Genomic DNA, 12680 nt, shown 5'->3' on the forward strand with positions numbered 1-12680 from the left:
TAGTCTGGCATTTTTTATTAAGCATATTTCTATTGAACAGGGGCGTTAGCCGGGCGGCGTGGCAGGAAGCTCACGCGTTGCAGCTCATTTGCTGCTTTGCTGCCAGCAAAACCAAAGCTGGTTGCAGTGGCTGAATCTGCATACTCCGGATTACTTAATTCATTCGGTAAGGTCCGTTTTTCCAGAATGTTCAGGCGTGGTGAAACCCAGGTAAATCGGTCGCCCGAACCATCAGCGCTAAAGTTTGCGTCTTCCAGTTCCAACACATACACAAAGCCAGCCTTGGACAAATATTTTCGTCTTCTTGGGAAGGGATATACCTTGGTTGGTGCATATTATTTATGCAAAAGTAAACATTTCGTCAAGACATATGTTGTTACCGATGATGACAATGACGACGGCAATGACGTAGCCTGACGCTCCACGTCAGGTGAGATGTCTAAATTATCAAATAATGTATTTGTGGAATACCCATGGTTGCAGCACATGCATTATTTTAAACGGATAGATCCCACCTGACGTGGAACGTCAGGCTACATGCAGGTACAATCTGGCTATAGCGGTCAACAAGAGAAATACATGTTAAATCAACAGCAACGAGACCAGGTTATTGCCATTGCGAAACAAGCGGGCGATGCCATTATGAAGGTATACCGCGAAGGTGACTTCCAGGTGGAAAGCAAAGGCGATAACAGCCCTTTAACTCGCGCTGATTTAGCTGCACATAAAGTGATTACAGCCGGGCTTCAGCAGCTCAGTGTGCAATACCCCGTATTAAGCGAAGAGTCTGACAATATACCCTGGTCCGAGCGTCAAACCTGGCAAACCTATTGGCTGGTAGATCCGTTAGACGGCACCAAGGAATTTATTAAGCGCAACGGCGAATTTACGGTGAATATTGCTTTGATTCACCAGGGTGAACCGGTATTTGGGGTAGTGTATGCGCCAGTTCTGGATGAGATGTATTGGGGGATGGTTGGTGGCATCACTGGGGCAACAAAGGGTGCGACGAATAGTGTCGCATATTGCAATGATCAGCAGATTCATGCCAAGTCATCGGCTAACCGCGAAACTTTAACCGTAGTAGGTTCCCGCTCACACCAAAGCGCTGAGTTAACAGGTTATCTGGAACAACTAGGCAAACCATACGAGCTGGTAGCTATGGGTAGCTCGTTAAAAATCTGTCTGGTAGCTTGTGGCGAAGCTGATTTATACCCGCGCTTAGGTCCAACTTGTGAGTGGGACACCGCCGCAGCCCACGCCGTAGCATTAGCTGCTGGCGCGCAGGTGACAGAAATTGCCGGTGCCGGCAATAACCGGCCGCTGCGGTATAACCAAAAAGAGTCGCTACTAAATCCACACTTTTTGGTAGCCGCTAGCAGCTAATTACCAACGTGACTTAGCGGCTCCGGCGGCACTGCCTAAGGCTTCATAGGTTCGCTCTACCGGCAGCGTTTCATTAATTGGGTTAGGGTTTAGCTTAACCACAGTTGCTGGCTCTGGCGGACGTGTCGCAGCTGATTGAGCTTTCTGCGGCGGTGCACTTGCGCCAAGAGCTCCTTTCCCAAACTGGTCAACCGGAACTGGTAGCGGCTCAGACTTCACCGGTCGGTCCAATTGTTTAGCCGGTGCAGACTGATTATTCGACTGCCCTGGTGTGAAAAGTGGTTGTAACATCATTGATGTATCCTCCAATTTGTTATGCTTGAAGTACAACCCAAGTAGCGAGTTGCACGTTGTAATGTGTAGCAATATATGTGCCGACAACGTCAGGCATTTATAATGCGGGGGTATCCGTTAAAGGGAAAGCATTTGCGTAGATAGGTAGATCGCACCTGACGTGTAACGTCAGGCTACTTTTTCGCACCAGAATTGATTACCATAGTAGGTAGGAATAGTAATGCTCAGTGAGACACGGAGTTCGAAATGATTATCGAGAATAAATACCTACATTTAGACGCGAGTTACCAAGGTCTGTCAGCGCAGGAGCTAAAGGACTTTGCTGAGCAACGCTTGCCCGAAAACTTTGATGCCTTGCGCAACCAGTTATTGCGCGGCGAGTTTATGAATGCCTCGGAAGGCCGAAAGGTTAGCCATTGCCTGAGTCGCTCCATTCACTCGGTAGTTGCTGCCGGAAACGGCAAAAATCGTTTTTCTGATATGGTGCGAGAGTTGCGTTCCGGCCGTTGGCTGGGCGCCACTGGCAAACCTATTCAGCACGTAGTGAACATTGGCGTAGGCGGCTCTGACTTAGGCCCTATGATGGGCAGCTTTGCCCTGCGCGAGTTCGCCGACGATTCCTCCCTGCATAATCTGGAGGTGCATTTTGTGTCGTCCATGGACGGCGGGCAGTTATATGCCGTATTCCCACTGATAGACCCTGAAACTACCGTATTTATTATTGCCTCAAAGTCCTTCGGCACTATAGACACCCTGGCTAATGTAGACACGGTGCGCAAGTGGGTGGCCGCGCCCGGCGAAGGTAGGGAATCACTAACCCACGAGCAGTGGCTGTCGCGGCACGTTATTGGCGTGTCGGCAAACTCAGTGGCTATGAATGATTTTGGTATTCCGGCAGCGCAGCAGCTTACTTTTGCACCTACGGTAGGTGGCCGTTTCTCGCTGTGGTCGGCCATAGGTTTACCTATTGCTTTAACCATTGGCGTGCATCAGTTCAGCCGCATGCTAGCTGGCGCTAAAGACATTGATGACCATTTCGGCAGCGCTCCGGTACTGGAAAATATTCCTTTATTAATGGCACTTATTGGCGTTTATAACCGCGAAGAACGAGGCATCAATAATCTGGCAGTACTGCCGTACGATGGCCGCCTGCGTTATTTACCCAGCTATTTGCAACAGCTGGACATGGAAAGTAACGGCAAGCAAGCCGACCACAGCGGCAAAGCTATTGATTACCCAACAGGCCCCGTAGTGTGGGGTGGTTTTGGGCCCAATGGTCAGCATGCGTTTTTCCAGCATTTGCATCAGGGTTACGACGCTTTTACCGCCGACTTTATTGCCGTGCTTAAACGCCAGGCGCCCGACTTTGAGCCGGGCGTGCAGGAAGGTTTAGCCGAGCAACAACGGTTAGCTATGGCCAACTGTTTAGCGCACCGCAAACTTATGTGGTTTGGTAACGAGAATAAAGAAGATCCACGTCATAACTATCCGGGCAAACATCCGTCCAGCTTATTATTTATGGACGAGCTAACGCCGGAAAGCTTCGGTGCCCTAATTGCTGCCTACGAGCACAAGGTATTCACCCAGGGCGTTATCTGGGGTCTGAACTCATTTGATCAGCCGGGTGTTGAACTGGGCAAAAAAGCCGCAACTGAGATTCTGGCCGTATTAGACGGCAAAGCCGCAGTCAGCGACGATTTTGACGCTTCAACTGCGGCCATGCTTAAACGCTTTTAATTGTTAGGTTGTCCGCGTTTTGGCAAAAAGCCAACGCGCGGGCTCGGTTCTGCACTAGCGCCTGACTTGCTTTTGCCAACACTATTACTCTGCGAATAATTAGGGTTACGAATGTTGTCCGGCAGCCAGGCTTTTTGCAGGCTCTGTAACTGGGGTGGGTACAAGGAGGCGTGCTGACTTGATGACTCCGTCCACTGGTAATAGCCATTATCCAGTACAATCAAACGATATCTTTCTTCGTCCATCAGTAGCGGGATCCATTCCCGGTAGCACGCGAAAAGACCTTTTTCTTCACAGTGAGCATAGCGGTCAACTAGCAGTGTTCCGTCACTTGTTAGTGACCAGTTCATGGCGTCGCCAACCCATTCGCTTTCTGTGGTTGGAATGTTGACATAGTAGCCTTGTTCGGAATCCATAAACTGCCAGCCATACAGGCTGCCTGGCTGATTCTTGCCGAATTGCTCATGCCATTCGCGCATGTACCAAGGGTTGAAATTCGCGGACCAAGCCTCATCAGCTAAGGTTAGCAAAGCGTCAGCGTTCCAAGTTAAATTCTCTTCTTGCTTAACCGCCCAGTCGTACTTGGCTACTTCGTATCCGTCTCCGGTTGAACCCTGGAGCATGGCCTCGTAAATACCGTCTTTTTCGGAGGTTAGCTTAACCGACAACACGATATCGTCGTAAGTCATCGTTATCTGCGTGTTATCAACTAATTCCCAGGTGCCTTGAACGTCGCTAATACGTCCGCTAAAAGTAAAGTCAGCATTAAAGGTAATTAAGTCCGACGCATAATTCGGGTTTTGAATGTCGTCGTTAAAATTAGCTATAACTGGTAGTGCCCAGTTTCCGACTACGTCGTCTTCGGTGATTTCAAGAAACTCAAGTTTATCGCCGTTTATATAGCTGGCTTGATATTCGCGTTCTACTTGTTCAGAAGGTATCTGAAAAGTCTCTGCGCCAACTTCAATTGGCACATAGTCGACGGTTATGTTTTCTATATTGTGAGTCAGTATGTTTCGTGCATTGCTTAAAATTGTTTTGAAACGTTGTGCGGTAATGCTTCGGGTGAACTCAACTTCGCCACCCTCAAAAGTTTCATAGGCTTCTATTATTTCAGCATCATCTGTCAGGTTTCTTACGTTATCGTAATGAGTTGTCACCAGAGGCTCATTGTAAGCTATAGACAGGTATCCAGTGTCCTGAGCGTCCCAGGTGAATGGTATGTTATCGCCAGCAAAAGTTTCTGGGTTGTATAGGTGATTGACGACTCTACCGGTACTGTCCTGATTGAAAAACATAACCTTTAAGCCCTGCGAAACGAAACCACGCTTGATGGTCGGCGACACAACGTAAAACTCAGGCACATCAGTGCTATTCGGAACTAAGTTTTCATCAGCCAGTATTTCGGCCACCATGTTGGTTAACACTTCCGGATTATTGGCTTTTACGTTTTCAACGAAGCTGTTGTATGCGGAACTATTACTAATGAAGCCCCTGATTTTTGGCGTTTCTTCAGGTAAGGAATAATTTGGGTCATCTATGATTAGTTTGATTACTGCCGCAACTTCCAAAAGCTCAGTGGGATCAATGGCGGCCAGTGCATTACTTAATTCGTCAGAGGTTTTTGGAAACGGGGCGCCGCTAGAAATCAGAGAATGGCTTGCTGTGGTTAGATTTGTAACATAGGTACCGCTGGCTTCGCTTCGATCCAGTATTCTGTCTTCACCTGCAGCCTCGTAAAGATTCTCAAGGCTATCAAGCGTACTACTTAAATCTATGAATTCCTGATTGTTGTCTGCTATACCGTTTGCGTATATCACTGGTACCTGAGTTTCATCAATAAAGCGGATATCGAGTGTATAAAAGCCATCTTCATCTGCGGTGGTGAAATAACTCTCACCGCTAACAGTAACAACCAGTTCAGCGTTGGCTATTGGCGCATCAATAACACGACCGGAAATGGACATTTCTTTTACAACGGTAACACTGACAAAACCTGTATCGGTGTCGGCACCATCTGATACTACGTAGGTGAAGTTATCGGTACCGGTGAAGTCTTCGTCCGAGGTGTAAATGACTTTGTTATTTTCAATTGATACGGTGCCGAATTCAAGACCATCCACGCTTACAAGTGTGAGCTCATAGTCACCTTCGTCGGTATCGTTGGCGAGCACATCAATTTCCGTGGGCTCATTCGACAAGGCCGTTGCTTCGTCGTCAACGGCTACAGGCGGATAATTTACTGGTGGAGGAGTTGACTCATCGCCACCACCGCATGAAACGATAAAAACAACGCTACTGGCTAAGAGAGTTCTTCGGAAGGTATTCATGTGAACATCCTTGTTTTTTTACAATTCGATAACAAATTCTTATTCTAAAGCAAGGCGTAACTGACTTCAAAAACTTTCTTGGTCTTTACTAAGCAAAGAGCGCTTATAATAGGCTGACAATATTTAGTGTTTTGCTGCACCTAAATCCTGTAGTTGTGAACCATAATGAGGGTGAGTGTCTAATTACTTAGACACCAACGGTCACTTATACCCACAATGTACCAATCGCTAAACCTTGCGCGTGGAGGGAGCATGTCCAGACAAGATGACGAATTTGAGTTGTTCCGTCAGGAAATGGTGGATGTAACGCCATTAGTGGGCGAAGAGGTTGCCGACATTAAAAAGGCGTTTGAGCCTACGCTGGCGCAACGCGAGCGGCGTTTAGCGGCGGAGCGGCAATTGGAAGAAGACACCAATTTTTTGTCTACCGAGTATGTGGATTTGGTAGATCCCGACGACATTCTGGAATTTCGTCGTGAAGGCGTGCAAACCGGTGTGTACAAGCGCCTGAAGCAGGGTCGCTACAATATGGACGCCAGCCTGAATTTGCATCAGCACACGCTGCGCGAAGCGCGCATGGCGCTGTACAATTTTATTAAAGACTGTCATGAGGTGGGTATTCGCACCGTACTGATTATTCACGGCATGGGTAAGCAGGGGAAACCGCATCCGGCGCTCATTAAAAGCTATGTGAATAAGTGGCTGCGCGAGTTGCAGCCGGTACTGGCGTTTCACAGCGCTCAGCGGCCGCATGGTGGCCGCGGTGCTATGTATGTAATGCTTCGGAAAAACGCGGAGCAAAAGCAGTTTAATCGTGAGCTGCATGCGAAAAAATAAAGGTGGTAGGTAGTATGGCATTTCAACTAAGTAAGTTCTGTTGTGCTGCGGCGTTACTGGCTGTTGGGTTTGGTGCAGCGCCCGTACAAGCACAGCAGCAGAACTTGTCTGACTGGCTGGGTGGCCAATTGCAGGAGCAGGCGCAGCAGCGTTTTGATACCCGGCTGGAATACGGCACCTTTGAGGTGAATACCCTTACCGCTGAGCTTATGGCCACTGATATTCGTTTGCGTACTGACATTGACGAGCTGCCAGCTGGCTTGAATCAGTTATTAATGGCTGAAAACTTGTTGTTAGAAGGTGACTGGCAATTGCCTGGTACCAACGCCCCCAAGAACAACATTGTGGTGAAGCGCGCAGTGCTTGAGAACGTGCAGTTAACGGTGGCTTATTTTGACACCGGACGGTCGAACTTGCATGTACTGTTAGACCACGCCCGGCAGTTGCATTTGCAACGAGTGAATGAGCCATTGGATTGGTCCGTAGATGAAATGGTATTGCGCAATGTGGTGGTGAACTTGTTCGACAGTGGCACTCCGCTTGCCAGCGTACGAATTCCTGAATTGATTTTACCAGCGGTGAATTCGGCACAAACCACCCAGGAGCAGGTTGAAAAGCTATTGTGGCCAGTGCTTGATCAGTTGGCGCGCCAGGCTATGAAAGGGAATAGTGAAAACGTGACAGTAGACAGCGGTGGTTTAATGCGCTTTCTATGGCGTGAAATGTAAGCCGCTTAGAAATAGAAAAGGCCGCCAGAGTTTGGTTAATCTGGCGGCCTTTTTCGTATTAGCTATGTAAGCGCTAACTCAAATTAGAAGCTATACATGGCCATAAAGTGCAGTCGGTTTAAGTCGCCGTCTGTACCATTTTCCAGCTCACGATTGGCGTTTGAGATTTCCGCACCAAAAGTAACCCGTGGGGTAGGCGAGTACATGATGTTGAAAGCAACGCGCTGAGTTGACTCAGTGCCATTAACACCGGAAAGCGCCGTGTCGTTGTCGCTCCAGCCGCGGGCAAACACGATATTTGAGCGGGTGGTGTCAGACCATACATGGCGATAAGCCAGAGTGAAGCCAGCAATATCAACTGCTTCTAAGTCGCCGTCGGCAGTAATTACCGCATCGTTAAAGGTGTTTAAACCCATGTAACGACCTAAACCTGAACCGTACACTGCAGAAGCACGCACGTCGTTCTGACCCAGCATAAACTTGGCCGCAACGTTAATGCCGTAACCGGTTTCGGTTTCTTCGTCGCTATCGCCAGCTACGTCATAGGCTAGTTGGCGCACAATACCGGCTACTGAGTAGCTTACGTCGCCGCTTTTACCAGCATATTTAGCGACTAAGTCAGGCATAGCGCTGTCGCTTGAGGTAATACGGCCACCGCCACCAAATGGCGTGACTGTGGTTTCTGGATTTTCCAGTGAGAAGCTCAGGCCATTGCCTACGGTGTAGCGAATTTGTGGTTGACGCATAAACGCCATGCCGTCGGTAGCACCAACGAAATCAACAGACTCTGGTAGAATGCTTAAGTCCTGGAAGTTTGACCAGGCTTGTCCGAACAACCAGTTACCATAGGTGAAATAAGCCTGACGCAAACGCGGTGCGTAAGAGTTAGTAATACGTTCGTCACCTACTGGCACGGTTAAGAAGTCGAGTTCGATACGACCGCTGATTTTTTCACCGTTTTCCAGTTCTTGTGAAGCGGTGAAGAAGAAACGCGACTGGCGGGCATGAATGTCAGTAACAGGATCGTCACCAATGCCACCTACTGGCGTTACGCTTGGAATATAAAATTGACGACCGATATAGCCGGACGCTGGTGCTTGTCCATCGGCATAATCAGATACAAAAGCGTCTAATTTAACGTAACCGCCCCAGTCCCATTCTGGGTCCTGAGCCGCTGCAGGTAGCGCGGTCATGCTGCCGATAATGGCGCTGGCTACCAATGATTTTTTTAGGATGTTTTGCAACATTGCTCTGCTCCTCAAAGGATATCGTTGTTGTTATTTAGTTATTAATAAACTTTTTGTTAGGTGAGAAGCTTCGTCAATGCGGCGAAATTAATCAATCTATACTATGGTCTAATAGCCTTGAGGCCGCGAAAAACCTACAACATAGGGGTAAAATGCGCAACGGAGGAAGTATATATGTCGCAAGCAATTCACAAAGTTCCTGAGCATGCTAAGCAGCGTGCCTTAATTACTGAGCAGAAATATCAGCAAATGTATCAACAGTCGGTGTCTGATCCTGAAAGTTTCTGGGGCGAGCACGGCCAACGCATTACCTGGTTTACGCCTTATAACAAAGTAAAGAACACCAGCTTCAAGCCCGGTAATGTGGACATTAAATGGTTCGAAGACGGCACTTTAAACGCTTGCTACAACTGTGTAGACCGCCACCTGTCGGAACGTGCTGACAAAACCGCCATTATTTGGGAGGGCGATTCGCCCGACGTACAAGAAGAAATTACTTACCGCACTTTGCATCAGGAAGTGTCGCGTTTTGCCAACGGCCTGAAAAAACTGGGCGTGGAAAAGGGCGATCGCGTGGCGATTTATATGCCAATGGTGCCGGAAGCGGCTTATGCCATGCTGGCTTGTGCGCGTATTGGTGCGGTGCATACGGTTATTTTTGGTGGTTTCTCGCCGAAAGCTATTGCCGACCGGGTAAATGACTGCGGCGTGAAAGTAGTGATTACTGCCGATGAAGGCCGCCGTGGTGGTAATGCTTTAGGCCTGAAAAAGAACGTAGATGAAGCGCTGGCCGACGGCAAGTGCCCTACGGTTGAGCACGTGGTAGTGAGCCGCGTTACTCATGGCGAGGTGAAATGGAACGACTCGCGTGACGTGTGGTGGCACAAATTAGTAGCTGATGTTTCCAATGAATGTCAGCCGGAAGTTATGCACGCGGAAGATCCGCTCTTTATTCTGTATACCTCGGGTTCTACCGGGCAGCCGAAAGGTGTGTTGCATACCACCGGCGGCTACATGGTGTATGCGTCTATGACGCATGAGTATGTGTTTGATTACCATGAAGAAGATGTGTACTGGTGTGCGGCCGACGTAGGCTGGATTACCGGTCATACCTATATCGTGTACGGACCGCTGGCAAACGGCGCCACTACCTTAATGTTTGAAGGGGTGCCAACTTATCCTGGCGTGGGCCGTATTGGTGAGATTGTTGATAAGCATCAGGTAAATATTCTATACACGGCGCCAACGGCTATTCGGGCGTTAATGTCGAAAGGTGATGCGGCGGCCGAAACCAGCTCGCGGAAGTCACTGCGCGTATTAGGTAGTGTGGGTGAACCTATTAACCCGGAAGCCTGGGAATGGTATCACCGTGCTATTGGTAACAGCGAATGTCCTATTGTGGACACCTGGTGGCAAACCGAAACCGGCGGCATCATGATTACGCCATTACCGGGCGCCACTGACTTGAAGCCTGGTTCAGCTACGGTGCCATTCTTTGGTGTTCAGCCAGCGCTGGTAGACAGTGAAGGTGCTGAACTGAAAGGTGCTGCCGAGGGTAACCTGATTCTGAAAGATTCCTGGCCGGGGCAGTCGCGCACCTTGTGGGGCGACCACGAACGCTTTGAGCAAACCTATTTTTCAGCTTACAAAAATGTGTACTTTACCGGTGACGGTGCGCGTCGTGACGAAGACGGCTACTACTGGATTACCGGCCGGGTAGATGACGTGTTAAACGTATCTGGTCACCGCTTAGGTACCGCTGAAATTGAAAGTGCGCTGGTAGCTCACGAAGCTGTGGCTGAAGCCGCTGTGGTTGGCTATCCGCATGACTTAAAAGGTCAGGGTATTTATGTGTACGTAAGCTGTGTCAGTGGCACCGAAATTACTGATGAATTAACCAAGGAGCTACGCAACTGGGTGCGTAAAGAGCTAAGCCCAATTGCCACGCCGGACTTTATTCACTGGTCTGACGGTTTGCCGAAAACCCGTTCAGGTAAAATCATGCGCCGCATTTTGCGTAAAATTGCCGCTAATGATTTTGATAACCTGGGGGATACTTCTACGTTAGCCGATCCTTCTGTGGTAGATTCGTTAATTGAGAATCGACTGAATAAATAAGTTCGACAGCTAACAGAAGGGAAGCACTGGCCATGGCGAAATTTTTGATTGCAGACGACCATCCATTATTTCGTGAAGCGCTGCAAGGCGCCCTGGCCAATCATTATCCTGAGCTGGAACTGCGTGAAGCGGGCGATTTAGACGCCACGCTGGCCGCGCTTAGCAAAGATGATGATTTAGATTTGTTACTGCTGGATTTACACATGCCCGGCAGCGGTGATGTTTACGGCCTGATTCGGGTGCGTGAGGATTATCCGTTGTTGCCGGTAGCGGTGATTTCCGGCTCAGAAGATCCTTCCGTAGTAGCCAAGTGCATTGGTTTTGGTGCGCTTGGCTTTATTCCTAAATCAATGCCTTCCGCGCAAATTGCCGAGGCCATTGATAGTATTCTGCAAGGTGATACCTGGGTTCCGGCTGAAATGCGTGGCCGCCTTGACGACCTGTCGCAGGAAGACCACGAGCTGGCGCGCAAGGTAGCCACCTTAACGCCACAGCAATATCGCGTTTTATACTTTCTGCACGAAGGCCTGCTGAACAAGCAAATTGCCTATCAGTTGAATATCACTGAAGCCACCGTAAAAGCCCATATCACCGCCATTTTCCGCAAGCTGGGCGTATATAGCCGCACCCAGGCCGTACTGCTAGCCGAACGCCTGCAACTCGAAAACCCTTAATTTTTTGTGCTGCCTTCGGGTGTTGCGGGATGATGTAGCCTGACGTTCCACGTCAGGAGCGATTTACCTACCTGCGCAAATGTATTTCCTGTAACGAATGCATCGGCTACGAAACATGCACCTCACCTGACGTAAAACGTCAGGCTACCGTTTGCACGTGCCTCTTTGCTGCCTTCGGGTGTTGCGGGATGATGTAGCCTGACGTTCCACGTCAGGAGCGATTTACCTACCTGCACAAATGTATTTTCTATAGGGAATGCTGCGGCTACGAAACATACACCTCACCTGACGTAAAACGTCAGGCTACCGTTTGCACGTGCCTCTTTGCCGCCGTCGGATGTTGCGGGATGATGTAGCCTGACGTTCCACGTCAGGTGCTATCTACCTACCTACGCAAATGTATTTCCTATAACGAATGCTGCGGCTGCCAAACATGCACCCCACCTGACGTAAAACGTCAGGCTACCGTTTGCACGTGCCTCTTTGCCGCCGTCGGATGTTGCGGGATGATGTAGCCTGACGTTCCACGTCAGGAGCGATTTACCTACCTGCGCAAATGTATTTCCTATAACCCGATGCACCCGTATCTACCTACGCAAAATGCATTTTCTATGACGAACGTATTTGCTGCCAAACATGCACCTCACCTGACGTAAAACGTCAGGCTACACAATACGCACACCGGTCATGTCGTACGCGGATATAAGGTTGCTGGACGGCGCAAAGGCGGCTTGAATTGCTGCATGACTAATGTTCGCCGCTACTACGAGGGTGGTGTTTATTTCTTCACCCTATGCACCTATAAACGCAAGCGACTGCTAACCCGGCCGGACATTTTGCGTGCGCTCAAAAATGCTATTAATACAACCAGAGAAACTAATCCTTTCATTATTGATGCGCTGGTTATAATGCCCGATCATTTGCACTGCGTATTAACCATAGCCGACAAAGACATTCCGCTTCGCATTGCAAAAATCAAAGCGCTGACCACCAAAGCTCTGCCTGAATTTTCATCCAAAAATTATAAATCACATTACACCACCAAAAGCCGTTCTAAAAAGGGCATAGGTTCGCTGTGGCAAAAAGGCTATTGGGAACATACGGTGCGGAATGAAAAAGAACTGCACATGTATTTGCTGTACTGCTGCTTTAATCCGGTAAAGCATGGGTACGTGAAGAATGCTCTGGACTGGCCGCACTCGACCTTGCGCAAAGGCTTAGCGAACAAGAAATACCCACCCACCTGGCGCGACATAAACGAAAAATGGCTCAACGGCATTTTCGCAGAATACGACGATTTTTGACGCTTTATTGCAGCCCGCGCTTTCG

General features: G+C 49.0%; 11 protein-coding genes. 7 read left to right on the forward strand and 4 right to left on the reverse strand.

Features of this window, described 5'->3' with window-relative positions:
- Positions 1–29: 29 nt before the first annotated feature.
- Positions 30–290, reverse strand: a complete 261-nt coding sequence (locus tag CCE91_RS03075; protein ID WP_126797174.1) for a hypothetical protein — start codon at positions 288–290, stop codon at positions 30–32.
- A gap of 289 nt (positions 291–579) precedes the next feature.
- Here CCE91_RS03075 and cysQ point away from each other — a divergent pair, with 289 nt between their 5' ends.
- A complete protein-coding gene (gene cysQ, locus CCE91_RS03080; protein WP_086434810.1) occupies positions 580–1386 on the forward strand; it encodes a 3'(2'),5'-bisphosphate nucleotidase CysQ in 807 nt (268 codons plus the stop codon).
- On the opposite strand, the gene CCE91_RS03085 is transcribed toward cysQ, so the two are convergent.
- Entirely contained in the window at positions 1387–1680 is a 294-nt protein-coding gene (locus CCE91_RS03085) for a hypothetical protein (protein WP_086433789.1), read from the reverse strand.
- Positions 1681–1926: 246 nt separating this feature from the next.
- Here CCE91_RS03085 and pgi point away from each other — a divergent pair, with 246 nt between their 5' ends.
- Entirely contained in the window at positions 1927–3417 is a 1491-nt protein-coding gene (gene pgi, locus CCE91_RS03090) for a glucose-6-phosphate isomerase (RefSeq protein WP_086433790.1), read from the forward strand.
- Here pgi and CCE91_RS03095 read toward each other — a convergent pair.
- Positions 3414–5747, reverse strand: a complete 2334-nt coding sequence (locus tag CCE91_RS03095) for an Ig-like domain-containing protein (RefSeq protein ID WP_086433791.1) — start codon at positions 5745–5747, stop codon at positions 3414–3416. The two genes, pgi and CCE91_RS03095, sit on opposite strands and share 4 nt — an antisense overlap.
- Before the next feature lie 252 nt (positions 5748–5999).
- Here CCE91_RS03095 and smrA point away from each other — a divergent pair, with 252 nt between their 5' ends.
- Both smrA and CCE91_RS03105 read left to right on the forward strand, forming a co-directional pair.
- Positions 6000–6584 carry a DNA endonuclease SmrA gene (gene smrA / locus CCE91_RS03100; protein ID WP_086433792.1) on the forward strand — a complete coding sequence of 195 codons (585 nt, stop codon included), beginning with the start codon at positions 6000–6002 and terminating at the stop codon, positions 6582–6584.
- A 14-nt stretch (positions 6585–6598) separates the two neighbouring features.
- The gene (locus CCE91_RS03105; protein ID WP_086433793.1) at positions 6599–7312 is read left to right on the forward strand and encodes a hypothetical protein; all 714 of its coding nucleotides are present in this window, start codon (positions 6599–6601) and stop codon (positions 7310–7312) included.
- A gap of 83 nt (positions 7313–7395) precedes the next feature.
- Here CCE91_RS03105 and CCE91_RS03110 read toward each other — a convergent pair whose 3' ends face one another.
- Complete coding sequence (locus CCE91_RS03110) at positions 7396–8559, reverse strand: DcaP family trimeric outer membrane transporter (protein ID WP_086433794.1); 1164 nt, start codon at positions 8557–8559, stop codon at positions 7396–7398.
- 174 nt (positions 8560–8733) lie between these two features.
- Here CCE91_RS03110 and acs point away from each other — a divergent pair, with 174 nt between their 5' ends.
- The 3 genes from acs to CCE91_RS03125 all read left to right on the forward strand — a co-directional run bounded on the left by acs (position 8734) and on the right by CCE91_RS03125 (position 12655).
- Positions 8734–10677, forward strand: a complete 1944-nt coding sequence (gene acs / locus CCE91_RS03115; protein WP_086433795.1) for an acetate--CoA ligase — start codon at positions 8734–8736, stop codon at positions 10675–10677.
- Positions 10678–10709: 32 nt separating this feature from the next.
- Positions 10710–11351, forward strand: a complete 642-nt coding sequence (locus CCE91_RS03120; RefSeq protein WP_086433796.1) for a response regulator transcription factor — start codon at positions 10710–10712, stop codon at positions 11349–11351.
- Positions 11352–12094: 743 nt separating this feature from the next.
- A complete protein-coding gene (locus CCE91_RS03125) occupies positions 12095–12655 on the forward strand; it encodes an REP-associated tyrosine transposase (protein WP_086433797.1) in 561 nt (186 codons plus the stop codon).
- Positions 12656–12680 lie beyond the last annotated feature (25 nt).

Source organism: Pseudidiomarina planktonica (assembly GCF_900177775.1).
Classification (GTDB): domain Bacteria; phylum Pseudomonadota; class Gammaproteobacteria; order Enterobacterales; family Alteromonadaceae; genus Pseudidiomarina; species Pseudidiomarina planktonica.

Bases quoted from the DNA above. Each gene is read 5' to 3' on its own strand.
- CCE91_RS03125 (WP_086433797.1), top strand. From the start codon at position 12,095: ATGACTAATGTTCGCCGCTACTACGAGGGTGGTGTTTATTTCTTCACC.
- pgi (WP_086433790.1), top strand. From the start codon at position 1,927: ATGATTATCGAGAATAAATACCTACATTTAGACGCGAGTTACCAAGGT.
- cysQ (WP_086434810.1), top strand. From the start codon at position 580: ATGTTAAATCAACAGCAACGAGACCAGGTTATTGCCATTGCGAAACAA.
- CCE91_RS03105 (WP_086433793.1), top strand. From the start codon at position 6,599: ATGGCATTTCAACTAAGTAAGTTCTGTTGTGCTGCGGCGTTACTGGCT.
- acs (WP_086433795.1), top strand. From the start codon at position 8,734: ATGTCGCAAGCAATTCACAAAGTTCCTGAGCATGCTAAGCAGCGTGCC.
- CCE91_RS03085 (WP_086433789.1), bottom strand. From the start codon at position 1,680: ATGATGTTACAACCACTTTTCACACCAGGGCAGTCGAATAATCAGTCT.
- CCE91_RS03095 (WP_086433791.1), bottom strand. From the start codon at position 5,747: ATGAATACCTTCCGAAGAACTCTCTTAGCCAGTAGCGTTGTTTTTATC.
- CCE91_RS03110 (WP_086433794.1), bottom strand. From the start codon at position 8,559: ATGTTGCAAAACATCCTAAAAAAATCATTGGTAGCCAGCGCCATTATC.
- smrA (WP_086433792.1), top strand. From the start codon at position 6,000: ATGTCCAGACAAGATGACGAATTTGAGTTGTTCCGTCAGGAAATGGTG.
- CCE91_RS03120 (WP_086433796.1), top strand. From the start codon at position 10,710: ATGGCGAAATTTTTGATTGCAGACGACCATCCATTATTTCGTGAAGCG.